Source organism: Gammaproteobacteria bacterium (assembly GCA_029881255.1).
In the GTDB taxonomy this organism is placed as follows: Bacteria; Pseudomonadota; Gammaproteobacteria; order S012-40; family S012-40; genus JAOUMY01.
The window spans coordinates 360,680-383,630 of the sequence record JAOUMY010000001.1 but is presented as its reverse complement, the minus strand read 5'-3'; the positions used below and the strand labels follow the sequence as shown (position 1 = coordinate 383,630).

Annotated in this window: 24 protein-coding genes and 1 tRNA gene; 15 read left to right on the top strand and 10 right to left on the bottom strand. The window is 47.1% G+C overall.

The features are described from left to right. Window positions 1-4: 4 nt before the first annotated feature. Window positions 5-2,023 carry an ATP-binding protein gene (locus OEZ43_01715; GenBank protein MDH5544275.1) on the bottom strand — a complete coding sequence of 673 codons (2,019 nt, stop codon included), beginning with the start codon at window positions 2,021-2,023 and terminating at the stop codon, window positions 5-7. A gap of 130 nt (window positions 2,024-2,153) precedes the next feature. Between OEZ43_01715 and OEZ43_01710 the strand changes: the two genes are divergently transcribed. Next, complete coding sequence (locus OEZ43_01710; GenBank protein MDH5544274.1) at window positions 2,154-2,684, top strand: TlpA family protein disulfide reductase; 531 nt, start codon at window positions 2,154-2,156, stop codon at window positions 2,682-2,684. Window positions 2,685-2,770: 86 nt separating this feature from the next. Here the strand turns inward: OEZ43_01710 and OEZ43_01705 are convergent, their stop codons facing one another. Next, window positions 2,771-3,151 carry a hypothetical protein gene (locus OEZ43_01705; protein ID MDH5544273.1) on the bottom strand — a complete coding sequence of 127 codons (381 nt, stop codon included), beginning with the start codon at window positions 3,149-3,151 and terminating at the stop codon, window positions 2,771-2,773. 77 nt (window positions 3,152-3,228) lie between these two features. On the opposite strand from OEZ43_01705, the gene mutY reads away from it, so the two are divergent. From mutY to OEZ43_01660, 9 genes are all read left to right on the top strand, one after another. Beyond that, the gene (mutY, locus tag OEZ43_01700) at window positions 3,229-4,287 is read left to right on the top strand and encodes an A/G-specific adenine glycosylase (GenBank protein ID MDH5544272.1); all 1,059 of its coding nucleotides are present in this window, start codon (window positions 3,229-3,231) and stop codon (window positions 4,285-4,287) included. Next, the gene (locus OEZ43_01695) at window positions 4,287-4,559 is read left to right on the top strand and encodes an oxidative damage protection protein (protein ID MDH5544271.1); all 273 of its coding nucleotides are present in this window, start codon (window positions 4,287-4,289) and stop codon (window positions 4,557-4,559) included. The genes mutY and OEZ43_01695 overlap by 1 nt, the downstream gene beginning before the upstream one ends. 102 nt (window positions 4,560-4,661) lie before the next feature. Then, window positions 4,662-4,737: transfer RNA gene (locus tag OEZ43_01690), tRNA-Phe, on the top strand. 137 nt (window positions 4,738-4,874) lie between these two features. After that, window positions 4,875-7,055: a TonB-dependent receptor gene (locus tag OEZ43_01685; GenBank protein ID MDH5544270.1), complete on the top strand. Its 2,181-nt coding sequence runs from the start codon at window positions 4,875-4,877 to the stop codon at window positions 7,053-7,055. Between the two features lie 303 nt (window positions 7,056-7,358). Next, window positions 7,359-7,535: a hypothetical protein gene (locus OEZ43_01680; GenBank protein ID MDH5544269.1), complete on the top strand. Its 177-nt coding sequence runs from the start codon at window positions 7,359-7,361 to the stop codon at window positions 7,533-7,535. 139 nt (window positions 7,536-7,674) lie between these two features. Then, window positions 7,675-7,995 (top strand): cytochrome c, encoded by a 321-nt coding sequence (locus OEZ43_01675; protein MDH5544268.1) that lies wholly within the window; start codon window positions 7,675-7,677, stop codon window positions 7,993-7,995. Window positions 7,996-8,055: 60 nt separating this feature from the next. Next, window positions 8,056-8,577: a ubiquinol-cytochrome c reductase iron-sulfur subunit gene (gene petA / locus OEZ43_01670; GenBank protein ID MDH5544267.1), complete on the top strand. Its 522-nt coding sequence runs from the start codon at window positions 8,056-8,058 to the stop codon at window positions 8,575-8,577. Window positions 8,578-8,589: 12 nt separating this feature from the next. Then, window positions 8,590-9,846: a cytochrome b N-terminal domain-containing protein gene (locus OEZ43_01665; protein MDH5544266.1), complete on the top strand. Its 1,257-nt coding sequence runs from the start codon at window positions 8,590-8,592 to the stop codon at window positions 9,844-9,846. Continuing rightward, the gene (locus tag OEZ43_01660; GenBank protein MDH5544265.1) at window positions 9,846-10,508 is read left to right on the top strand and encodes a cytochrome c1; all 663 of its coding nucleotides are present in this window, start codon (window positions 9,846-9,848) and stop codon (window positions 10,506-10,508) included. The genes OEZ43_01665 and OEZ43_01660 overlap by 1 nt, the downstream gene beginning before the upstream one ends. Window positions 10,509-10,555: 47 nt before the next feature. On the opposite strand, the gene OEZ43_01655 is transcribed toward OEZ43_01660, so the two are convergent. Further along, window positions 10,556-11,077 (bottom strand): hypothetical protein, encoded by a 522-nt coding sequence (locus tag OEZ43_01655; GenBank protein MDH5544264.1) that lies wholly within the window; start codon window positions 11,075-11,077, stop codon window positions 10,556-10,558. Window positions 11,078-11,249: 172 nt separating this feature from the next. Then, window positions 11,250-12,665 (bottom strand): NAD(P)/FAD-dependent oxidoreductase, encoded by a 1,416-nt coding sequence (locus OEZ43_01650; GenBank protein ID MDH5544263.1) that lies wholly within the window; start codon window positions 12,663-12,665, stop codon window positions 11,250-11,252. Between the two features lie 100 nt (window positions 12,666-12,765). On the opposite strand from OEZ43_01650, the gene OEZ43_01645 reads away from it, so the two are divergent. Further along, the gene (locus OEZ43_01645; protein ID MDH5544262.1) at window positions 12,766-13,248 is read left to right on the top strand and encodes a thioredoxin fold domain-containing protein; all 483 of its coding nucleotides are present in this window, start codon (window positions 12,766-12,768) and stop codon (window positions 13,246-13,248) included. Here the strand turns inward: OEZ43_01645 and OEZ43_01640 are convergent. Next, window positions 13,245-13,787, bottom strand: a complete 543-nt coding sequence (locus OEZ43_01640) for a DUF1439 domain-containing protein (GenBank protein MDH5544261.1) — start codon at window positions 13,785-13,787, stop codon at window positions 13,245-13,247. The genes OEZ43_01645 and OEZ43_01640 overlap by 4 nt on opposite strands. 17 nt (window positions 13,788-13,804) lie before the next feature. Between OEZ43_01640 and OEZ43_01635 the strand changes: the two genes are divergently transcribed. Further along, window positions 13,805-14,227 carry a YbaN family protein gene (locus tag OEZ43_01635; protein MDH5544260.1) on the top strand — a complete coding sequence of 141 codons (423 nt, stop codon included), beginning with the start codon at window positions 13,805-13,807 and terminating at the stop codon, window positions 14,225-14,227. On the opposite strand, the gene mutM is transcribed toward OEZ43_01635, so the two are convergent. The 5 genes from mutM to OEZ43_01610 are packed head-to-tail and all read right to left on the bottom strand — an operon-like array spanning window position 14,218 to window position 19,017. Further along, window positions 14,218-15,033, bottom strand: coding sequence for a bifunctional DNA-formamidopyrimidine glycosylase/DNA-(apurinic or apyrimidinic site) lyase (gene mutM, locus OEZ43_01630; GenBank protein ID MDH5544259.1), 816 nt, complete (start codon window positions 15,031-15,033; stop codon window positions 14,218-14,220). The genes OEZ43_01635 and mutM overlap by 10 nt on opposite strands. Next, window positions 15,033-15,881 carry a DUF4340 domain-containing protein gene (locus tag OEZ43_01625; protein MDH5544258.1) on the bottom strand — a complete coding sequence of 283 codons (849 nt, stop codon included), beginning with the start codon at window positions 15,879-15,881 and terminating at the stop codon, window positions 15,033-15,035. The genes mutM and OEZ43_01625 overlap by 1 nt, the downstream gene beginning before the upstream one ends. Continuing rightward, window positions 15,881-17,317 (bottom strand): GldG family protein, encoded by a 1,437-nt coding sequence (locus OEZ43_01620; protein MDH5544257.1) that lies wholly within the window; start codon window positions 17,315-17,317, stop codon window positions 15,881-15,883. Before OEZ43_01620 ends, OEZ43_01625 begins: the two co-directional genes overlap by 1 nt. A 9-nt stretch (window positions 17,318-17,326) precedes the next feature. Then, window positions 17,327-18,076, bottom strand: a complete 750-nt coding sequence (locus OEZ43_01615; protein MDH5544256.1) for an ABC transporter permease subunit — start codon at window positions 18,074-18,076, stop codon at window positions 17,327-17,329. Beyond that, complete coding sequence (locus OEZ43_01610; protein ID MDH5544255.1) at window positions 18,076-19,017, bottom strand: ABC transporter ATP-binding protein; 942 nt, start codon at window positions 19,015-19,017, stop codon at window positions 18,076-18,078. Before OEZ43_01610 ends, OEZ43_01615 begins: the two co-directional genes overlap by 1 nt. A gap of 241 nt (window positions 19,018-19,258) precedes the next feature. Between OEZ43_01610 and OEZ43_01605 the strand changes: the two genes are divergently transcribed. From OEZ43_01605 to OEZ43_01595, 3 genes are all read left to right on the top strand, one after another. Beyond that, entirely contained in the window at window positions 19,259-19,393 is a 135-nt protein-coding gene (locus OEZ43_01605; protein ID MDH5544254.1) for a hypothetical protein, read from the top strand. A 107-nt stretch (window positions 19,394-19,500) separates the two neighbouring features. Continuing rightward, on the top strand, window positions 19,501-21,492 hold the full coding sequence (locus OEZ43_01600; GenBank protein MDH5544253.1) for a hydantoinase/oxoprolinase family protein: 1,992 nt from the start codon (window positions 19,501-19,503) through the stop codon (window positions 21,490-21,492). Continuing rightward, on the top strand, window positions 21,489-22,916 hold the full coding sequence (locus tag OEZ43_01595) for a hypothetical protein (GenBank protein ID MDH5544252.1): 1,428 nt from the start codon (window positions 21,489-21,491) through the stop codon (window positions 22,914-22,916). The genes OEZ43_01600 and OEZ43_01595 overlap by 4 nt, the downstream gene beginning before the upstream one ends. Window positions 22,917-22,951: the final 35 nt, after the last annotated feature.

The following is a 22,951-nucleotide window of genomic DNA, read 5'->3' as shown; positions in this document are numbered from 1 at the left end:
AGGTTTACTTTCTTTTGGCTGCTTGCTGATGTTCAATTTCAGCGTGTGAGCTGGATGCCGAAGGCTCTAGACTTGGACTGTTTTCGTGATTACTCATAGGGTCGCTGACATAAACGGGCAGAGACACCTTGAAACTCGATCCTTTGCTTAGCTCGCTTTCAACGGTGATATCGCCACCCATCATGCGACAAAATCGACGACTAATCGCAAGGCCCAGGCCGGTCCCGCCAAACTTCTTGGTAGTGGAAGAGTCCGCCTGTGAAAAATCCTGAAACAGGTTTTTCATCTGCTTTTTGGATATGCCAATTCCGTTATCACGAATAACTACTTCGATAAACGGGTCTCTCGCTTCGGCGGCATCTTTGATCGTGACTTCAATCTTTCCGTTTTGCGTAAACTTTACAGCATTGCTTAGTATGTTGAGCAACACTTGGCGTACCTTGGTGGCGTCGGCGAACATTTCAGTACGTATGTTGGTGAACTGCAATTCCAGGGTATTGCAGTTCTTTTCCACCAGCGGTTGTACTGAAGCTAACACTTCGTCGAACGTGTCTTTGATATTAAAGATGTCGAGGTGGAGTTGCATTTTTCCCGCCTCAATTTTTGACAGATCAAGGATATCGCTGATCAAGGCCAACAAATGTCGTCCTGAGAATAAAATCTTTCGAATATCCGGTAACAAGTCTTCGAGTTTACGCTCGTCTGCGATTTCTTCTAGAATCTCGCTATATCCAATTATTGCATTCATAGGTGTGCGCAATTCATGACTCATGTTGGCAAGAAAGTTTCCCTTTGCGCGACTTGCCTGTTCGGCTTGAGCCAGAGCAATCTCGAGATGTGCGTTGGTTTCTCGCAGTCTTCTCGTGGCGAGATCGATTCTTTCTTGTAATGAAGCATTGAGATCATAAACGTCGTTTTGCGACTTTCGAAAACCATTAGTGAGCTCTCCAATGGTCTGCGACAGATTTTGAATTTCTAGCGGAGAAAGCGGATTGGTATCAGGCAAGGTGCCATTCAAATCATTTTTGATCAAGTCGGCACTGGCAGCCATCAAACGGTTGATCGGTAGTGTCACCCAGCGCGATATGCGTATGCCGATGACAAGGGATAGCAATAGACCTACTAAGGCCCAACTCAGTTGTGTCCAGATGAATTCGACAAACTGCGCGTAAATTTCTTGTTTGGGTTGTTGTATTATTACCCCCCAGCCCAGATCTTCTACCGGTGCAAAGCTGACAACTAATTCCTCGTTTGTCGATGAATCTCTGATTACATTGAGACCTTTGTTACCTTTTACTACGCGAGTAGCAGCAGCAAGTTGCGATACGGTATTGATTAGAATTTTGTTTGGATGTGACAAAATTTGCATTTTTGCATCAACAAAAAAAGCGAACCCGTTTTCACCGAATTCTGTATTTTTGCGAAAAGCTTCGAGATTAGTCAGGTCAAGTTCGGCAAACACCGCGCCATGAATCTTGTCAGCGGAGTCTTCAATCGGTACCGCAACAATAACGACAGGTTCGGTGTTATAGAAATTTTTCTGCAGTGGCGAGATTGCCCACTCACCTGTCGTTATGACTTGGTGTAAAAATTTATTTATAATTCTTTTTGGTTCGTTATGGTGAGTGTGTTTGAAAACGTGTTCGATAACTTTGCCGTCGGTGTCGACCCAGGTAACAGCGGTGAAGCCTGGCGTAAAGTCGAGATAGTCCTGCATGCGATGCACCACCAGTCCAGCAGGCATCATGCCTTCAATCCCCTCGGCAATTGCATGAGCGAGAACTTGCAGCATGGCTATGTGATTGTGGGTGTATTGTTTTACCGGGACGGTTAAATTCTGCGCTAAGAGTTGTTGCTTTTCCTTGGTTTCTTCCCATGCGTTATCCCATGCTACCTGAAACAACCTGATACCGAGTAGGGACACGGGAATAATGGCGACGATAAGCAGCGCGAGAATAATGCCTCTGTCTACCGGAAGGGCGTGATACCAACGGTGTCTGTTTTCCGATGATGTCTTATCCATAACAATGAGCGCTATATGTAGACAAAGTCCTGATTAATATTTTGAATTTCTTTCCGACTCTGACTTTATCGGTTACATTGCAGCAAACTATATATTTATAGAGTGCTAAAGTGACGTTCTTGGTGTATGTATGAAAGTTTCTGGAACCTTGTTTATCTGGTTGCTTGTAATAGCATTTTTTGTCTTCATGGCATGGCCTGCTTTGCAGGAATTGGGCGGTCAGGGAATGTCTGTCGGCGATGAATTTCCCGCTCTGGAACTGGAAGATGTTACGGGCAAAACGCTTGAATTTCCGGCAGACCAAATCGTTGTTTTGAATGTCTGGGCCACCTGGTGCGCCCCTTGTCGTGCCGAATTGCCTATGTTGCAATCAGTCGGGCAAGCCTGGGAACGAAGAGGTGTTCAGGTGGTGCTTGCCAATGAAGAGGTAACTGCCAGAACTCGGGTGAATGACTATCTGCATAGCCGTAATATATTGTTGCGTTCAGGATTTTTACCGGCGTTGCAGGCGCGCCGAATAGGCGGAATTGGCGTCGTACCTACGACTTTTATCATTGATCGTGAAGGCAGACTGGCGGTTCGTTTTAATCGCGCTATTACCCAAGGGGAATTAGAACGGGAATTGGAAAGATTATTGGTTAAAGACGCCAATCTGAAATAGGAAAAGGCCGATACTGATGAGTGCCGACACAATAAAAATTCCCAGAATGGTAAATCCCATAATTAATCGCATATTGGTCTCATCGATCAGTCAGACGCGACTATCTCTATGGCTTTATCGCAAGATGGACAGTATGTCCGCTTAGGAAGTTTGTCGGTATTTTCTAGTGCGACGGTAATAGCCTGATCACAGTTTGGGCACGTACCCTCGGCTTTTTCCTTGGCGTCGTCTTGTTTGATTCGCAGAAAAAATAAAACCGGGCCGGCGATTAAAAAGGCCGGTACCAGAAAAAAGTGGGCAATAGGAATAAACAAGGTAACACCGGCAATCAGCCAGCATGCAAGGAGCGAAAGCACTGCGCGTTTTGTGCGATCGGCAGATGTGAAAGCCGTATAGTGCATCTGCCCGGAGCACTGCTTACCGCTGTCATTCTTAATCGTCAGATTGCGTGTTTGCTGACTCGCCATAACCCAAAATTTGGAAATTTAAAAAAGTTCCGGTAGCCTACCACGACTTTTGCGTCAGACCAAATTGGGGTAAAAATATGCGTTTTTCTCAAGCTGTGCTTGCCTGGTACGATGAGTTTGGTCGTAAGTCACTGCCGTGGCAAATCCAGAAGTCTGCGTACAAGGTTTGGGTATCCGAAATTATGTTGCAACAGACACAGGTTGCGACGGTGATCCCGTATTTTGAGCGCTTTATGGCTCGATTTCCGGATGTGCTCGCCCTGGCAAACTCACCCATTGACGACGTTCTTCATTATTGGTCTGGCCTGGGCTATTACGCACGCGCGCGTAATCTGCACAAATCGGCGCAAATAGTTCGTGACAAACATGCAGGTGAATTTCCTGGTGAATTTGAGCAGGCCTTGGCGCTACCCGGGGTAGGGGAATCAACTGCGGGTGCGATTCTTTCGCTTGCTTTGCAACAGCACCACGCCATACTGGACGGTAATGTTAAACGCGTACTATGCCGTTTCTACCGAGTGGATGAGTGGCCCGGAAAGCCCGACGTACATCGTTTCCTATGGGAGTTGGCCCGAGAGACAACGCCTGCCGAACGTGTTTCTGAATACAATCAGGCGATGATGGATTTGGGTGCAATGATTTGCACACGTAGTCGTCCCGCCTGTCAAAGATGTCCTCTTGCCAGTGAATGCCAGGGCTTGTTGGTCGGTGATGCGCAAGCGTTTCCGCGCAAGAAGCCGAAAAAGCGTATCCCGGTGCGCGAAACCCGTATGCTTTTACTGAAAAATGCGCAAGGAGAAATAATGCTTCAACGCCGCCCACCCAGTGGTATCTGGGGAGGATTGTGGTCATTTCCTGAGCCTGCGCAAGATGTAGATACTGTAGAGTGGTGTCGCACTGAGCTTGGGCTTGAGATAGCCGGTCTTAGGCATTGGGCAACGATGCGACACACCTTTAGTCATTTTCATTTAGATATACAGCCATTGATCGCTTATGTGGATAACCCTACGCCCGGTGTTATGGAACCAACAGCCACGGTCTGGTATAACAGCGTCTCAGCAGAAACCGTGGGTCTTGCAGCCCCGGTACGAAAATTATTAGATGCTTTGATGCAGGAAAATGAGGAATTACTCTGATGTCACGTATGGTTAACTGTGTAAAACTTGGAACAGAAGCCGAAGGTCTGGACCGTCCTACCTATCCGGGAGACCTGGGTAAGCGAATCTTCGAAAATGTTTCCAAGGAAGGCTGGCAAATGTGGATAAAACAGCAAACCATGTTGTTGAACGAATACCGTCTCAGTCCTATCGATCCCAAGGCGCGTAAATTCCTTGAAGAGCAAATGGAGAAATTCTTTTTTGGTGACGGCGGAGCGACGCCTGAAGGTTTTGTCCCGCCAACTCAATAAGATATTAGAGAAATTCTCGCCCACTAGAAATCCAGCTTGACTAGTGAGGCTTCAACAGCTTTAATACGCACCTTCGTTTGCCGGCTCACGGTAAACATTGTTGCCCAGGTAGCTCAGTCGGTAGAGCAGGGGACTGAAAATCCCCGTGTCGGTGGTTCGATTCCGCCCCTGGGCACCATTCTTACTCTTCCTTTTTGGAAAATTCCAATTGCCCAATCCGAACGGTTGTCTAGCACTTTTAGACTAGCTCCTTATTGCCTTTGTACTATTCTATCGGGTACAGTGCCGCCACAGTGATTAATACTGGAATTACCCTTGAAAATAAGAAGTTTTACGCATCTTAGTACGCTGCTTTTTTGCCTGATGTCAGGCGCTGCAGTTGCGCTTGAAGATAGCAGTGATCGTCTTGTTACCGAGGATATTTTCTTTTCTGATATTCCTGTTACGTTAACTCCCAGCCGCATCGAACAGCCCGCCACTGAAGTACCGATGTCGGTTACGACCATCGATAGAAATATGATTGAAGCCTCTGGTGCCACTACTTTGGCGGAGGTTTTTCGTCTGGTGCCGGGTATGCAGATGACATATGTGAACGGCGCTTTTCCACTGGTGACTTACCACGGCTTAAGCGATGAATGGTCCCGTCGCTTGCAGGTGCAAATTGACGGCAGATCAATTTATCTGCCGCTGTTTTCGTCCGTGGATTGGACAAATCAGGTCATTACCCTGGACGAAGTTGAACGCATCGAAGTCATCCGTGGCTCGAACGCGCCGGTATACGGGTCAAATGCATTTATTGGCGTTATCAATATCATTACCCGAATTCCCATTGATATGCAGGGTGGCTTTGTCAAATTGAGCACCGGTTTGTTGGATGCGAGAAGCGTTGCAGGCGATGTCCTGAACGGCGAGATGGGACGTTCTGTTGACGGTATCAATGCGAGTAGCATTTTAGCCAGATATGCCGGAATCCAGGGGAAATGGGAATACGTATCAAGCTTGAACTACAAGACTGACTCCGGGTTTGATCGCATGCATGACACACAGGAAATCGTCTCTGGTTTTCTGCGCACGATTTACACTCCAACGCCATTTGATCGGCTGGATATGCAGTTTGGTATGAGCGGCGGCGGAATGGGCAGTGGCGTCGCAGATGGCGGCGTGGGCTTTACCTTCGAACGACCGCGGGACGTATTATCGCACTATCAAAGTGTAGGTTGGTCGCATGGTCTTTCCAGTCACCAGGAAGTTTCCTTGCGCGCATATCACAATTATTATGAGCAGCACGATCAATACAATATTGGAAAAGTTTCAGAAGCTATGTCTGGTGGAGGGATTTCCTTGACCTCAGCCGATGTGACAGCCATGTTTGAGATCGAAGATTTGATGGTGCAGTATGCCGTCAATGACAACGCTGCAGAACGCTTCGATATGGAATTGGAGTATCAAATTCAGGCTTCTAAGCCATTTCGCATAAATTTTGTGTCGGGCTTGGGGATGCGTCTTGATAGATTCAAAAGTCGCTGGCTGATACGCGAAGAGGGATATGTTTCGGATTTGAGCGAGCGCGCTTTTGGCAGCATAAACTGGAGCATAGTAGAGCCTCTGTCTTTGCATCTGGGCGCGATGCTCGAACACAATGAAATAGTTGGTTCGTATGTTTCACCAAGACTGGGCGCCACTTTGCGTCTTGGTCAGCATCAGGCTTTACGATTTGGGTTGACTCGTGGAGTACGTACGCCTTCTTTACTCGAAGCAAATGTCTATCATTCGGCGCAGTTAATCGATGGAACAGATATCGTGGTGATACGAATTCATTCAGACGACTTAAGGTCTGAAAAACTGACGTCAGCCGAACTGGGATATCTCATGGAGTTGCCCAAGGTCAATACCATGCTTGATGTAAAGATTTTTCATGAGAAGTACGAAGACCTGATATATACCGCGAATGATTATGGCTTCGAGCAGCCGACTACAATTGCCGCCGCGATTGCTACCGCAGGCCAGGAGGATATACGTGCGCCCTTCCTGACCCATAACGGCACAAACGCAACAATATATGGATTTGAAGCGCAGATAAAATCGAATGTTTCGACTTTTGCTTCATTGGCATTTACCTATGGATACGCAAAGATGGATGGACAGCATCTCCGATTTATCGATAGTCCCGAGTTTCCGGAGGGGATGAATTACGAGAATGTCAGTTCAGCTGTACCTGAGCACACGCTTAGCATGCTTGCCAGTATGCATCTTCCTTGGAAATTTCGTCTGAGCTCGGCGCTGTATCATCTTAGCGACATGCGCTGGATAGGCGATGGAAGCCGTGTATCGGGATATAACCGTTGGGATATGGTTTTGAATCGCGGATTCCGTTTTGCCAGCGTACGCGGCGAGGTCAATGCTAAACTTCTGAATATTACCGATTCCTATCGGGAGTTTCGCAGCACAAATGAATTTAAAACTCGCGCCTATCTTGATATGTCCTTATCTTTCTAACCACCGCTTCCAGACCGATTTTTCCCTCTTCACTATTCCTGAAAACAAATATTGTTCAGCTGCCAAGTAGACTGTTTTGGTGGATGTGATTTATATAAATATTCTTCTATATTTTATTTCGAGCTGCACGGTGATCACTGCGCTGTACGATTTATCTGGTTTATCTTTTGCTTATATGGGTCTTGGTAAAATGAGTGAAATTCTGTGAACCATTGTAACAACGAGATAAATCACTCTTTAGTAAGCATCAGTTCGAGACGATAGCCAATGTCGAAATTTGGATTAATTGGGGAAGTATGTACTATGAATAAGGCTGTAATTGATGTCGTAGTTATTGTTTTTGCTCTAGTTACTGGTGGATTTGTATCAGTGCTGGATAATCCGCTCACCGCTACTTTTGCCTTTTTACTTATTCTCGGCGTCTGGGAGTTTGCCAAGTATATTCCATCAGTACTCGCACGTAAGCGAGAAAACGTTTAAGAAATATTACTTTACTTTTTTCCTAAGTTTTTGAATATCATCCGAATTAATGTCTATATTAAAATATTATAATTAACTTAATCCTACTATTGGGTCTAAACTGCCTTTAGGCCTATATTTAATCAGGAGACCCACCAGAATGTTCAAAATCAAACGCATATGCGCAGTCGCTACATACGGTTTCATACTAGGCATGGTGCTTACGCACACTGCTGTGGCTGGCGATGTAAAAGCCGGTCAGGAAAAGTCAGGAGTGTGTGGTGGGTGTCATGGCCCGGATGGCATCAGCTTTTCACCGGAGATTCCTAATCTAAAAGGTCAGAAGGAGGTTTATCTGGCCAAGGCTATTGGAGACTACAAATCGGGTGCGCGCAAGAACCCAATGATGAGCGCGATGGTGGGTGGCCTGAGCGAAACAGATATCGCCGATCTGGCAGCCTACTTTTCCAGCTTAAAATAAATCGCTGCCAATGAACTCGAACCAGATCCAGCAATTACAGCTTGTGTCGAAGGTGAAACAATGACTGACAAGGTACATGAAGGCCCCGAAGATGAGGGGCGTAGGGACTTTATAGAATCTATAACCGGTGTAGTGGCGGTTGGCGGTATGGCTGCAGCCACATGGCCTTTTATCCAAAGCATGAATCCGTCGCGAGATGTCCTTTCCAAGGCGACGACTGAGGTGGATATCAAGGATATTCAGCCCGGTGAGTCCAAAACGGTTTCATGGCAGGGGAAACCTGTCTTTATTATGCGTCGGACCGTGGAAGAAATTGAGCAAATGAAAGGTGAGGGCGAAGGTAAGGATCCCGAGCCTGATGAAGCCAGAGCCAAGAATCCAGAATGGTTGGTGGTTATAGGTTTATGCACCCACCTGGGTTGCGTGCCCAATCGCAAAAAAGATGGCTGGTTCTGCCCATGTCATGGTAGCTCCTATGATAACAGCGGCCGAATCTTGAGAGGGCCGGCGCCACGTAATCTGGAGTTGCCTCCGTATGAGTTTTTAGCGGCGGATAAGATTCTCATTGGCAAAAAGGCATAGGGAGGGCGAGTCATGAGCAACAAATTAATTGCATGGATAGACGAACGTTTTCCACTTACTGCGTTTATCAAACACGAATTGACGGAGTACCCGGTACCGCGCAATCTCAGCTACTGGTGGAATTTTGGGTTCCTTGCTGGGCTGGTACTGGTCATACAGCTAGTCAGTGGTATTTTCCTGGCAATGCACTTCAAGGCCGATGCAGGCATGGCCTTCGATTCGGTTGAGCATATTATGCGTAACGTCAACTACGGTTGGTTGATCCGTTATATGCACTCTACCGGCGCATCTGCATTCTTTATCGTTATCTATATTCACATGGCGAGAACGCTGTACTACGGCTCTTATCGTCAGCCGCGTGAATTGATGTGGTGGACCGGACAGATATTACTCATCATGTTGATGGCGACGGCGTTCATGGGCTATTTACTGCCATGGGGGCAGATGTCGTATTGGGGTGCACAGGTAATCACTAATTTGTTCCGCGCTACACCATTTATTGGTGACGAGTTGGTGGTGTGGTTACGCGGTGACTTCTCTGTTGGTGATCCAACGGTCTCGCGATTTTTTGCGCTGCACTATCTGTTTCCGTTCCTGATCTTTGCGATGGTGACCATACACGTGGTGGCCTTGCATATGGTGAAGAGTAGTAATCCTTCCGGCCTGAATCTGGGTGCCAAGGACAATATTCCATTCCATCCGTACTTCACGGTTAAGGATGCATTTAGCATAGGCATTTTCCTGATTATCTTTGCCTACTTTATGTTTTATGCGCCCAATACCTTTATCGAAGCAGATAACTACATTCCGGCCGATCCACTGAAGACGCCGGCGCATATTGTTCCCGAATGGTACTTCTTACCATTCTATGCGATCTTGCGTGCGGTGCCCGATCTTCTTGGTGGAGTTGTGGCGATGGCATTGTCCTTGTTGATATTTGCTGCAATGCCTTATCTGGATCGATCATCAATTCCCGGCGGGGCGAGATACAGGCCGTTCTATCGCATACTCTTTATCGTCTTTTCCATTGATGTGGTGGTGTTAGCCTATGTCGGCGCCAAACCGCCAGAAGGCATGCTGATTCCGATTGGCCAGTTTGCAACATTTATGTACTTCGGATTATTTGCTCTGTTGCCAGTTATTTCACGTAAGGAAGAGGCCTGGTTGCTCAAGCGAGGTCTGCCGCCAAAAGTGCAGGAACTTGTCGATGCGGAAGTCATGCAGCGCAAACAGCGCGCAGCCGAAAAAATGGCAAGGAGAAAAAAATAATGAAAAAATCTTTCCTTGTTTCAGCGATGTTTTTTATCGGTAGCGGTTTGTTTACGGCTCAGGCCATCGCTTCCTCATCGGAGCATCCGCTTGCCGACGTCGATATCGAGTTGAGTCAGGAGGCATATCAACGCGGCGCAAAAGTGGTTATGAATGTGTGTAACCTTTGCCACGAGCTGAAATATATCCGTTATCGCAATCTTCTCGATATTGGTTTTAGTGAAGAGGAAATCAATGGTTTTCGCGGGGACAAAGCGATGGACGAGGTATTGTCGGCGTCGATGAAGCCATCGGTGGCGAACAAGGCCTTTGGCATGGTGCCACCAGATTTGTCTCTGATGGCCAAGGCGCGCAAAAAAGGTGACAAGTATATCTACACCTTGCTCACTTCATACCATGAGACGGCAGAGAATCAATACGACAACAAATTGTTTCCGGGGATACGCATGCCGGATATCTTTGATTGGTCGGTTGAAGTCGATGAAAATCGACGCGCTTACCAGGAGCAACGTATCAAGGATGTCGTGGCATTCCTCGTATGGACATCTGATCCGAATGCGGATGCCCGTAAAAGCCTGGGGGTATGGGTCATTGCCTATTTAGTGCTACTTACTTTGCTATTGTGGATATGGAAGAAGAAAGTTTGGGCTAAATTGGATTAACAAAAACGCATCAGAAAAAAGGCTCCGCAAGGAGCCTTTTTTTATATTTAATACTGTGGATATTCGGTTACCCAGTCGGGATGGATGATAGGGAAATATATCCGCTCACTACAGCGCGCGAGCAAGGGATTAATGTCGGCTAGTTTGGAGGCGCGTACGATGCCCATGATGCTCTCGTTTTTCGGTAAGGCCAGGGCGTAAATGTTGTGAACCTTGCCAAACTCGGACAAAAATGTGGCGCAGTGAGTGATAACTTCTTCGGTATAATTTGTAATATCCATTTTGCTGAAGATGCGTGTTTCTTCATTCAGCCCAAGAATGTTGAGCGCATCCAGCCAACCGTTTCGGTCCTGCTGCAGACACTCTGAGTATTCGGCTCGAATAAACAGGCGCGGACCAGTAAAATCTCTCTTCAGCGCGCTATTGCCCACAAGGCGGGAAATACCCTGGATTTTTTCCGGGCTGATATAGAGATCTTTATTCAGGCTGCTCACCAGCCCGTCAATATTGTGGGGGAGTTGAAAGAGATCAGTGAGACCACGTTTGGGGTTAATCCATCCGGATTCCATCGAAACCACCTCCTGCTTATCAGTATAGCCATAGGGCCTGTGACTGCAAACACCCTCTCCAGCTCGGCACCATGCCACTGACAAAAACAAAAGGCAATAATACGTTCGGGTAGGTTATTTGAATTGCAAGATAGCGTTAATTGATTAAGCGTCGATTAGCTATTTGTTGTCGCTATTCTTTAGTGCTGGGACCGCGATTCAGTAGTTCACCCATGCCCCATTTGCTCGCCATGGTCTCTACGGCGTTGACCAGTTCCTCCGCGCGGCTGGGATGGTTGACTGAGCGTGCAAGCAGGTGGCGTAAAAATTGGCTATCGCCAGAAGGAGAATCCAATAATTGAATCAATTCTCCCGCATCGTCGCCGACGATTTCACCTCCGAGAAATTGACCACTGTCCATATCACCAATAATACGGACAAAGCCTTGGGTTTGGTCTTTGCCTAGCGCGAGAGGGGAATGCTCGAAAGACGCGAATCCAACAGCCGGTTCATGCCCGGCGTCTTCAGCCTGGTCCTCGTTCAATCCAACACGCGCCAGTTCCAGCGCACTGTAGACTACCTGGGGGACATCAATAGGACGGCTTTTTCTTGTGCGTGCCTGGAGTATGTTGTCTATCGCTACCGACGCGTCATCAAGCGCCTGATTAGCTGTCATCTGTGGAGATGCACAATCGCCAATGGCGTAAATCTGAGGGTCCTTAGTTTGCAGATATTCGTCGCGTAAAATGAATCCGTCGTTTGAAACCTGTACCTGAGTGTGTTCTAACCCCAGTTCGCTAGTGTGAGGAATTCGCCCGCTGGCTAGCAATATCCAGTCAAAATCTAGAGTTTCCTCATCCCGAGTAAGCGTTACATTGTCTCCAATTGCAGATACTTCAAGGCTTTTGTAGTAAACCGGGGCGATTGCAAGTCCCTCAAAGGCGTTACTGAGGCTAGTGAGAGCCGGTTGGCTGAACTCAGAACGATGGAGAGGACGGCTCCTGCATAACCAGCTCACATCCAGTCCCAATTGAGTAAGGATATAGGCAAACTCTGAAGCAATAACGCCGCTGCCGACGATTGCAACGCGTTTACCTGCGGGAACGCCACTTTCAAACAGCATATCCGTCGTCAGGACTTTAAGTTCAGTGGGTTCGAATCCATGGGGAATTCGTGCTGTCGAACCACTGGCGAGTATACAAAAACGACTACTTATGTGTTCTACCGTATCGGCACGTTCTATTGCTATGGTATTGCTGTCCTGTAGCCGGCCATGTCCTTGGTATTGTCGAATTCCCAATCGCTGCATGTACTGAATATAGCTGTCTCTAACATTCGAGACGATTTGATGTTGATGTTGCCATGCCTGCTGGATGTCGGCAGTTAGCTTGCCCTCTATTCCGCGTAAATAATAATGTTGTTGTTCCAGAAGCCTGGCGGTGTGATACCAGTCTTTCTTAGGGACGCAGCCACGGTTCAGGCAACAGCCACCCCACTGATGTTTCTCAATAATAGCGACTTGTTGCCCTCTTAATGCGGCAATAACAGCGGCCCGATAGCCTCCTGGACCTGAACCAATAATCGCAATATCAAAGAGACTTTGTGACATATATGTAAAATTTGGGGTGAAAGATCTATAAAAAGGAACTAGGGTTGCTGCTATATTATCTAAGTATCGAGCTAAGTTTTAGTTGTTTTGCAGGTGGGGTATGTATTTCAAGGGGTTACTAGCTGGAATCGGCTTGATATGTTTGTCACCGATTTCACTTTATGCGGATTTATCGCGAATTCCTGTTCCTGATGACTTTCAGACGCTTGGTGTGCAGATTGGCGATTCTGGACTGCCGGTTATGCTTATGTTTGCTGCGGAGGATTGTGGCTACTGTGAACGTCTCGAAGCGGATCACCTCCTCCCTATGGCGCGCAGTGATGAATTCACCCGTAAAGTTATCATTCGCAAAGTAATGATAGACAGCTATCGTCCTATCAAGGATTTTGACGGCGGTTCTACCTCGGGTGAGGAATTGGCGCATCGTTACGACGTAAGGGTAACGCCAACCGTTATGCTGTTTGCCCAAAATGGCAAACGTCTTAGCAAAAAGCTCATTGGTTATAGCGGCAATGAGTATTACGGTTGGGACCTTGAAAAGCTAATTGAATCCGCCGGAGAGGAACTGAAAAAGTCTCTCTAATCCAAAGACATTTCCAACTCCAGTTGACCGTCTACAACGCGTGCGCTCTTGAGGCGCTTCTTCGCAATTTTCTCCCTCAAATCTTTATCATTTAACGTGTATATCGGGATGTCTAACATGACTTCCGTCAAAGCCAGATTGGCGAATATCTGTATTTGAATGGCTTCGTTTGCACTCAGGTGTTTAATATCCAGGGCGTCTACATTTAGACTATTAAGCCGAAACTCTGCCTGTTCCGGAACGTAGTATGGTGTACCGCTGACGAATAATTTTGCAGCTTGCTGGCTGGAAGAGGGCGTGAGAAGTTTAACCATGACTTCCAGCGTGACGCGATTTTCGTTTTTACTTAAATGTACTTTAGGGGTGTGAAATTGAGCGCCTAGTGTTGTAGTGCCGATGCTTTGGGGAAAGGCGCTGTCTACACGTTGCTGTATCTGCGCTTCCGACAAATAAATTGCATTACTAAAAGCATAGGCGCCTGTGGCGATATTCATGAACATCAGCAAGGAAATGAGGTTAAATTGAATTTTTTTCGTCATAGTGTCGACACGTTAAGATGATGAGCGAAGATTATAGTCATACTGCCCGAATAGTGCGATCGTCAGCGCTTCGAATCTTATTACTCGTTGCGGGTACGATTTTCGTTGGGCTGGGCATAATAGGTATCGTAGTGCCTGGTTTGCCAACCACGCCTTTTCTTCTATTGGCTGCAGCTTGCTATGCGCGCAGCTCAGAACGATTTTACTGGTGGTTATTGGAAAATCGTTGGTTTGGTCCGTCTATTCGCCAATGGCGGGAAACTAAATCCATCCCATCGAAAAGTAAAAAAACCGCGATAGTTTTAGTTATATTAAGCTTTGGCGTTACCATCATATTTTTTGCCCCATATATTTGGCTAAAAGCGGTACTACTGATGATGGCGAGTATTTCCCTGTTTTTCATATCACGACTGCCGGTGCGAGACGACGTTCAAGTTTGACACCTTGGGCAGTAGAAACTGTTTCGCTGAGCGATAGTCTTTGATTTGATCTCCGAGCCACATGTCGTACATGGTTCACCTGCACGGCCATAAACATTTAATGACTGTGCAAAGTATCCGGGCCTGCCATCACTGTTGGTAAAATCTTTTAAGGTCGTTCCGCCTTGGGTAATCGCCTGTTGAAGTACCTGCACGATATTACGTGCCAGGGTATCGAACTCAGTCTGAGTGACTCGGTTTGCTCGTCTGCCTGGTCTTATTCCACTAAGAAATAATGATTCGCTGGCGTAAATATTTCCTACGCCAACGACGACATGATTGTCCATGACCAGCTGTTTTACAGGTATGCTGCGTTTCCTTGAAAGCTGAAACAAATACCCTCCGTTAAAATCGACATCAAATGGTTCGGGTCCTAGCTTTGAAAGTAGGTGGTAGGATTCAGGTGATTGATCCGTCCAATCTATCATGCCGAAGCGGCGGGGATCCCGATAGCGCAAGATCTTGCCATTCTCAAATATTAAGTCGACATGGTCGTGTTTGCCCGGTCCCTGATCGCTGGTCAATATGCGTAAACTACCGGACATACCAAGGTGGATAATCATCGTACCGTTTTCGAAGTGCAATAGCAGATATTTAGCGCGTCGAGAGACGCTGGTCAGGATTTGGCGCCTAAGTGTTGTGTGAAGAATGTCGGGCACCGGATAGCGTAACTTGGTTTGCCTTACCACGACATCAGATATGCGCTGGTTTGAAATATGCGGAGCAATTCCGCGCACGGTTGTTTCGACTTCAGGTAATTCAGGCATTAATTTAATTTTTCAGGAAATAAACGCTGATACGTTTCGGGGTTTATGTTGTATTCAAACTGTGTTTTCAGGTTTTGCATGCGAAATTGCTTTTCCTCTTGAGAGACGCGGATAGCTATGTCTGTACCGTCGCCAAAGCGTATGGTAACTGATTCTTTGAATAAGCCTTCAGAAATTTTTTGAACATTGAGCGCCGTTAGGTTGCTCCATTCATCTAATAGCTTCTGGATATGATCAGCGGTTGACGGGTTGGTAAAACTAGATTTCCACTTGCCGTTTTTGTCTTGCTGCAGTTTATAGCGTTGCGTATCTATCCCTGTTATTTTTGCTGTCTGTGGAAGGACAAAGTTATCAATAAAACTATAGTAGTCTGAGATCAGGTGTTGATAAATATCATCATTAATAGTGTAGATTGATTCTTCAATTAACACATAGCGCCTCTTCTTGATTGGGTCTGTGTCACCAAATACGACGTGTAGGCCGCCAAGAGTCAACGTGACGATCGGATTCTTCATGCCGTACTTTTCAGGTGTATTTGCTGGTGCGACGTAGATTGCAGCGAAGTTTTGCGGTGAATTGACGATTTGTTCCACTTTCCAATGGTTGGCCCTGACCCACAATTTATCGATGGTGTTATGGTTTAACAGCCAACCAGTGGGACTTAGTTTGAGTTGTACATTGGATTCGCCCAGGCGGGTAATATTGATGACCGAGGGTGCTGACTTGAACGAAAAATCCTTAGTTTGAACCGTGCTTGCTGGGTTTTGGTCACGGCTTAGATAAATGCTTACGATTAGGGTGAATGCAGCTACAGCCAGAGTAATATTTATAATCATATTTTTCTTCATTATGTTCTGCGTCTTCTAATCCAAATTGTCACGCCAAAAGCGATTAAAGTTAAAGGGACGATAACAAGAAAGCTTATGGTGATAAAAAGTTGTTTGGATAAACTAAGATTCAGTTGTTTATCAACCAGTGATCTGGCAGGGATATTGATCATGGCGTCGTCTTTTGTGAGCCAACTAAAAGTGTTTAAAATCAGGTCGAGGTTTCCTGCTTCACCGATATAAGCGTCCGCAATAAAATCGGCATCGCCGATCACAATAATCCGCTGCTGATGTTCTGCGCTGATTTCTTGCTCTTCCATATCGAGTTCACTCTGACCAGTTTCCAACGGGTCACGTTCAGCCTCGCCCAAATTTCCCTGCCCAATAAAGCGGGTTACGGCGAGTCCCAAACTGATAGGGCCAGGCGTATCAATGCCTGCATCCATGGTGATCTCATCGTTGGGGTTGAGTTCCTCAGTTTCTATCCAGCTACGCGGAAGTGTTTCCAGCAACGTGCTTGTGTCCCAGTCGCCTGCCTCAAGGTATTCCATTCCGACAGCGGTTGGAAATAATGTGACGGTCTGAAAATTATTAGTGATAGGGTGAGTGGGATACTCCGGAATCATAACAAAGCGCGGATCTGATATTCCTAATAATTGGCTACTAAAATCAACAATCATTCCGGGAAGTATTTCGATGCCAAGTTGTTCAGCTAAAGATTCAAGGTTTACTGCGGTGTGTGGCTCGTTTAACCACAACAGGTTTTTGCCCGCGTCTACATATTCCTGAATCAGTTGTATTTCACCGTCCAGCAGATTGTTTTGCGGGTCTGCAATTACCAGGGTGGATGTGTCGTCCGGAATGTTGGCCTGGCTGGCCAGATTAATTGTTCGGACGTTAAAGCCTTTAGTCTCGAGTTGCTGTCTCAGTACGCTGTATTCCAGGTTTCCATCGGAAAAGGGCGAGCGTTCGCCATGACCCTCTAGAAATGTGATCCAGCTTTTCTCGTTTCTAAGAAGACGTTGTATTGCATTAGCTACAGTCTGTTCATCGAGTTGGCGTAATTTTTCGCTACGTTGCTCGTATTCAATTACCAGTTCGCCCTCGGCATTAATATTCTGCTCGCGAGCCAGTCCAGGATCGGTGATCGGGTCGACGAATTTTAAGACGAAATCATTTTTATAACGCCTAAAAAACTCGATATCCTGGGTAACGCTTTTTCTTAATTCGCTATTGCTTTCGCTAATAAATGCAGTCACGGTTATCGGTCCGTGAGCATTTCCCAATACTCCGAGCACCATGCGAGACGGGGTGTTTTTTAAGCTGTGTGTCCAATCAGACTGAAATTCGTAGATTTTGCTTAGCCAGGCAAGGCTAATAATGATGAGGCCTACTAAAAACAGAAATATGCTTTTCTGAATTTGTAACCGGCGTCTGACTTTAGGATTTATCTGCACAATATTTCCCTATAGTTGTAAACGATCGGCATCCAGCCGACGGTAGCTCAGAAGTAGAAATAAAGCGGTAAATAAACAGTAATACACCAGGTCGCTGCTTCGGAAAATGCCTTGTAGCATCATCTGGTAGTGTTGCAGCAGAGAAAGATATTCAAAAAGCAGGCGCCCCTGCTCGAAAAAATTCCCTGCCAGTTCTACTATCCATAATAAAACCAGGGCGCCAAAACTAAGTACGGCGGCTAAAGAAGGCTGCTGACAGAGAGTTGATAGATACAGGCCAAGTGCAGAGAAACTGGATATCATCAAAACGAGGCCGAACAAAGCGCCCCATAGACGTCCAAAATCAAGGCCGCTGCCTAACAATAGTGACAAGGGTAAGAGTAAAATCAGTAAAACTAACACTGCCAGAAAACCCATTACACCAAGGAATTTACCGAGTACGATTTCCAGCATAGAGACCGGCGCGCTGAATAATAGTGGTAGAGTCTGATTGCGTCTTTCTTCGCTAACCAAACGCATGGTCAATAGTGGGATGATGAGTAAAATAATCACAGCGGCATTGGCAAACGTTGGAACAGCGATAAATTCAGTGACTCCAGGAGAGTTCTGTAATGCCGACATCTGGCTTTGTAGCTGCAAAAAGAGTTCGACTTGTCCCAGAAATAAATAGGCCACGATAAACTCGCACACTGCGAGTATTGCCCAGGCTAAGGGAGTTTGAAACAAGCAGCGGAATTCTCTGGCGGCAATCGTAAACATTACTCCAGTACCTCTTCCTGCTGAGTAATATCGACAAAAACATCTTCCAGCGACATTTTGTGCGGTATCAACTCATAGAGTCCCCAGTTGTTTTGCACTGAAAGGGCAACAATCGCGTTTGCCGGGTTGTGGTCGGGGTGATGATGAATTTTGTAATGCTGATGGTCGATTGTTTCTATCTGCTCTACGCCTGCAATCTTCGTAAGCTCATCGAAGTGTTGCGGCGGAGAGGTAAGCGCAATCAGAGTTTGAGAGGATTGAATTTTCTGATTGAGGCTATGCATGGTTTCTGAGAGTACGATTTTACCTTTGTGTATGATTTTAACCCGATCACATATGCTTTGTACTTCCGGCAAAATATGCGTGGATAAAATAACACTGTGATCCTTGCCCAATTCGCGTATCAACGTACGAATCTGGCGTATTTGAATTGGATCAAGGCCAACAGTGGGCTCATCAAGTATAACCACTGACGGCGAATGAATAATAGCTTGAGCAATTCCCACTCTTTGCTGGTAACCCTTGGAAAGTGAGCCGATCAGGCGTTTCCCTACATCGGCTAAACCGCAACGTTCTCGTGCAGTATCTATTGTTTGTTTTATGCGCGGGCGCGGAATGTGGTTGAGTCTGGCGCAGAAGCGCAGGTACTCGTTTACTGTGGAATCCTTATACAACGGCGGTGTTTCGGGTAAATAGCCAAGAGCCGCTTTTGCCTCTTTTGGATGCTCGATGATGTCGTAGCCATTGATTTCAACACTGCCAAAAGTCGGTGCCAGGTTTCCGGTAATGATTTTCATCGTGGTGGATTTGCCCGCGCCATTGGGGCCCAAAAAACCTACCACTTCGCCGCGGCGCACCTCGAAACTGATATTATCGATCGCGACGATATGGCCATAACGTCGGGTGATTTGCTGCGCGCGAATTAAGATCTCATCACTCATGTTGCTGGGGCATTTTTCCCGTTTGAAGTTTTTGGAAGTCGTTTTTACAAAAACGATTACAAACAAGTGTTATTGAATTGGTGGTTATCGACAATGCAGCTTTCAGGCCGATATTATGTAAAGCCACTTCGTAAAAAATCAGGATAATATCGCTACAATACTATACAAAATTACGCTTCAATGAAAAAAAATCTACCTCTGACAGGGGTGGTCAGGGCGGGATTCTGAAGCCGAACAAACAATGGCACAATTCCACGATATTCTTCATGCTACATCGGCGCACGGCTGTCAGTCATCGGATACAGGTCAAATGATGGCGAAGGTGCTGCGAAAAGCCGCAGGTATTGGTGCAGACATCGGCACAAGCAGTGTGTGATCAAACCATTGTGCGGAGGCGGCGCTGCCAACTTTGATTGAATGTGCTCAAAAGGCCTTGTATCTTGCAATGGCTAAGGGGTGTAACCGGGAAGAGTTGTCTAAGGCGTGAAAATTCTAGGTGTTGATACAGGCGGTACGTTTACTGATTTCGTGTTGTGGCGCGAGGGACAGCTATTCACTCATAAGGTGCTCTCTACTCCGCATGCGCCCGAAGTGGCGATATTGCAGGGGGTTCGCGATCTGGGTGTCGACTTTGACGATCTTGCAGTTGTGCATGGGTCCACAGTCGCGACCAATGCCGTTCTGGAGCGCAAAGGTGTGCGTACGGTTTATATCGCCAACACCGGTTTATCAGATGTGTTACGTATTGGTCGCCAAGCCAGAAAATCGCTTTACCAGCTTCAGCCATCTGCTGTGAATTCACCTGTCGCGCACGAATTGTGTTTGGAGTGTGGAGGTAGAATTGGTGCTCATGGTGAGCTTGTAGAGGATATGTCTGATGAGCAATTACAGCATCTCAGCAACGAAATTATCCGACTGAAACCCGCGGCGGTTGCCATCAATTTGTTGTTCGCCTTTCTCGATCCGCGTTTTGAAATGCGCGTTAAAGAGCATATTAAAGATCTGGCATTTGTATGTTGTTCTTCGGAAGTACTCCCTGAATATCGCGAGTATGAACGGGGTATTGCCACTTGGTTGAATGCCTATACTGGTCCTTTGATGCAGGGATATCTGCAACGCCTGGCGGCGGGGCTGACTTCAGCCTCGTTATCGGTAATGAGCAGTTCCGGGGGGACGATCGACGCCTCCTATGCAGGCCGTATGGCGGTGCAATTGCTCTTGTCCGGGCCTGCTGGTGGTCTGAGGGGGGCGAGATATATGGGGCTTCAGAGCGGAGAAACTCGTCTCCTGACCTTTGATATGGGCGGTACCTCTACAGATGTCGCGCTGATCGATGGTGATATACGTTTGACCAACGAGGGTCGAATCGGTGATTTCCCTGTCGCTGTACCTATGGTGGATATGCACACTATCGGTGCGGGTGGGGGGTCCATCGCCTGGTTGGATGAGGGCGGGATGTTACAGGTCGGTCCCGAATCGGCCGGCGCGAACCCTGGCCCAGCCTGTTATGGTCAGGGAGGTCAGCACGTCACCGTCACTGATGCGAATCTAATTCTTGGTCGCTTGCATGCTGACGCCTTTCTTGGTGGCGCCATGAGCCTGGATATACAGGCCGCAATTCAGGCCGCCCAGCGACTTGCGCAAGCGGCAAATATGACTGTCGAGACCTTGTGTGAAGGCATTCTGCGAATTGCCAATGAACATATGGCGCAGGCTTTGAGAGTGATATCGGTACAGCGCGGAGAGGATCCCAGGCAATACGTGCTGACCTGTTTTGGTGGAGCTGGGGGCTTGCATATATGCGAAATAGCTCAGCTTATGGGGATAAAGCGAGGTATGGTGCCGAGCAATGGTGGCGTGCTGTCGGCATTAGGTATGCTAGTGTCTCCAAGGGCTCGTGAATACTCGCATACCATTAACCAGAATGCGCGCAATTTGGACCTGGCAGTACTGGAAAAGGAATTTGAGCGCCTGGAAAGTACTGGGAAAGAAGCGTTGGTAGCAGAAGGTTTGGAGGCTATCCAGCTGGATTGCCAGCGCCTGGTCGATATGCGATATCGAGGGCAGTCATATACCCTGACGGTGAGCTGGGAAGGGCTGGAAGACACTCTGGCCTTGTTTCATGCAACCCATGAGCAACGATTCGGTCATAAGCTGGAAGAAACGGTGGAATTACTGAATATCCGAACGCATATTAAAGGCCCGGAGCCAGAAATCATCTTTCCTACTCCCAGCAACAAGAAATGGGCTGAAATAGATGACTATAGTTCGGTTTATGGGGTGAATAATACCGTTCCGGTGTATAGAAGAGATCACCTGGCTGTGGGGCAAGTGATTGATGGCCCAGCGATAATAGTGGAAAAAATTGCCACCGCCTGGATTGCGCCATTGTGGCAATGTTGTGTCGATAAAGCAGGTAATCTGATGTTGCAATATCTTGAGAAACCGCGCGGAGTGCCGAAAACGTCTATATGAATTCAAGACTGATATTGTTGTTATTGACTCTTCTTAGCGCCTTTGTTCTGAGCGCTTGCGACTTGAATTTGGAGTCTCCTACATCCAAAAACTCCAGCAAAAACGTACAAATCAGCAGCAATGCCGTTTTATTTGCGACTCGCGATGGCGACAAAGACTGGCGCGTCGATGTATCCGGTAACACGCTTTTCAATCCTAACTTTGTGTCATTGCTGGCGAACGATAAATCCCGATCCTATGAAGCTATGTTTGTGTGTCCGTCGAGCAAGCTGGATACACCGCACAAGGTGTATTTTTATATGGCCACAGTGGCTGAATTAGGGGACATCCGCCACCAGTGTCGCAAAGCCGAGTCTACAATTTTGCTCGGTGGAGTCTATGGCGAAGTCTCGGGGGTTTCGTTGAACTCAGGGGAAAAAGTGTGGATGGCATTAGGTGCTAACTCCGGCACGCTTGCCTACGAGGCCTATGCTTTTGAAGATGTTGATGGCCTATACGACATCCTTGGGATAGTTGGACTAGAGCAAGAGGACGGGACAATCCAGCCCAAAAGGTTTCACAAATTTGAATTAATAAGGCTTGCTCGTCCACCCGCGCGGAGAGATCTGGACTTTTCTGAAAATCAACAAGCGGGGCTTGCCGCGCCAGTGGGCGTCGCAACTCCGGCCAGTCTTAGCGTGCAAGGTCTGACTTTCGGGCAGGGTACGGGGCTTAGCGTCAGTTTTCGCAGTGAATTGAACTCCACTTTATTGTTGGCAAAGAGTAATACAAATAATCTCCAGTACTACGGGTTTCCACTAGATGTAATGTATTCGGATTCGCGTGAGTACGAGAAAAAGAAAGAGGGGCATGTCGCTAAAGCATGGCAGCAGGATAGTCAGGGGCGAATTACGCGCGAGGTCGTGCAATTATTTAAAAAGACTAAAAGCCTTGATATGAATATTGCGCAAGCCGAGATTTCTCAACCCGCGGCGACAACGCTTATCGATCCGGAAGGAACAACGCTTAGCGCTAGCTGGACGAAAACCACCGATGGCGTTTATGGGGATGCAAATTTGTACTACTGGATTTTCAAGGGCAAGACTTCCAATAGCGTGCCCTGCCCCAGTTGTGGAGGAATCCAGGTAAGCAAGGTCGAGTGGCATGTGCTGGTTACGCCAGGTTGGGTGAAGGCAAAAGGTAAGGGGGACGGTTTTCTGCTTGAACCGGTTGTAGGACTTACCAATAAATGGTTTCCAGGTTGGAATTTTGCGGCCGGTACGGCCCTGGACGCCTGGGAGGTCCGTGCGTATTACAGTTCGATCAACCGCGATATTGTTTCTCAATCTTCCAGTACCGGACCGGAAGCCGTACTAAAATTTCTCTTCAATCGTGAATTTGTTGACGGCCTGCTATATTCACACACAGTGACTTATTCGCAATAAACGGAAACTTTCCTGGAAACGTTATTTCCCAGCAT

Bases quoted from the DNA above. Each gene is read 5' to 3' on its own strand.
- OEZ43_01715 (MDH5544275.1), bottom strand. From the start codon at position 2,023: ATGGATAAGACATCATCGGAAAACAGACACCGTTGGTATCACGCCCTT.
- OEZ43_01710 (MDH5544274.1), top strand. From the start codon at position 2,154: ATGAAAGTTTCTGGAACCTTGTTTATCTGGTTGCTTGTAATAGCATTT.
- OEZ43_01705 (MDH5544273.1), bottom strand. From the start codon at position 3,151: ATGGCGAGTCAGCAAACACGCAATCTGACGATTAAGAATGACAGCGGT.
- mutY (MDH5544272.1), top strand. From the start codon at position 3,229: ATGCGTTTTTCTCAAGCTGTGCTTGCCTGGTACGATGAGTTTGGTCGT.
- OEZ43_01695 (MDH5544271.1), top strand. From the start codon at position 4,287: ATGTCACGTATGGTTAACTGTGTAAAACTTGGAACAGAAGCCGAAGGT.
- OEZ43_01680 (MDH5544269.1), top strand. From the start codon at position 7,359: ATGAATAAGGCTGTAATTGATGTCGTAGTTATTGTTTTTGCTCTAGTT.
- OEZ43_01675 (MDH5544268.1), top strand. From the start codon at position 7,675: ATGTTCAAAATCAAACGCATATGCGCAGTCGCTACATACGGTTTCATA.
- petA (MDH5544267.1), top strand. From the start codon at position 8,056: ATGACTGACAAGGTACATGAAGGCCCCGAAGATGAGGGGCGTAGGGAC.
- OEZ43_01665 (MDH5544266.1), top strand. From the start codon at position 8,590: ATGAGCAACAAATTAATTGCATGGATAGACGAACGTTTTCCACTTACT.
- OEZ43_01660 (MDH5544265.1), top strand. From the start codon at position 9,846: ATGAAAAAATCTTTCCTTGTTTCAGCGATGTTTTTTATCGGTAGCGGT.
- OEZ43_01655 (MDH5544264.1), bottom strand. From the start codon at position 11,077: ATGGAATCCGGATGGATTAACCCCAAACGTGGTCTCACTGATCTCTTT.
- OEZ43_01650 (MDH5544263.1), bottom strand. From the start codon at position 12,665: ATGTCACAAAGTCTCTTTGATATTGCGATTATTGGTTCAGGTCCAGGA.
- OEZ43_01645 (MDH5544262.1), top strand. From the start codon at position 12,766: ATGTATTTCAAGGGGTTACTAGCTGGAATCGGCTTGATATGTTTGTCA.
- OEZ43_01640 (MDH5544261.1), bottom strand. From the start codon at position 13,787: ATGACGAAAAAAATTCAATTTAACCTCATTTCCTTGCTGATGTTCATG.
- OEZ43_01635 (MDH5544260.1), top strand. From the start codon at position 13,805: ATGATGAGCGAAGATTATAGTCATACTGCCCGAATAGTGCGATCGTCA.
- mutM (MDH5544259.1), bottom strand. From the start codon at position 15,033: ATGCCTGAATTACCTGAAGTCGAAACAACCGTGCGCGGAATTGCTCCG.
- OEZ43_01625 (MDH5544258.1), bottom strand. From the start codon at position 15,881: ATGAAGAAAAATATGATTATAAATATTACTCTGGCTGTAGCTGCATTC.
- OEZ43_01615 (MDH5544256.1), bottom strand. From the start codon at position 18,076: ATGTTTACGATTGCCGCCAGAGAATTCCGCTGCTTGTTTCAAACTCCC.
- OEZ43_01610 (MDH5544255.1), bottom strand. From the start codon at position 19,017: ATGAGTGATGAGATCTTAATTCGCGCGCAGCAAATCACCCGACGTTAT.
- OEZ43_01605 (MDH5544254.1), top strand. From the start codon at position 19,259: ATGGCACAATTCCACGATATTCTTCATGCTACATCGGCGCACGGCTGT.
- OEZ43_01595 (MDH5544252.1), top strand. From the start codon at position 21,489: ATGAATTCAAGACTGATATTGTTGTTATTGACTCTTCTTAGCGCCTTT.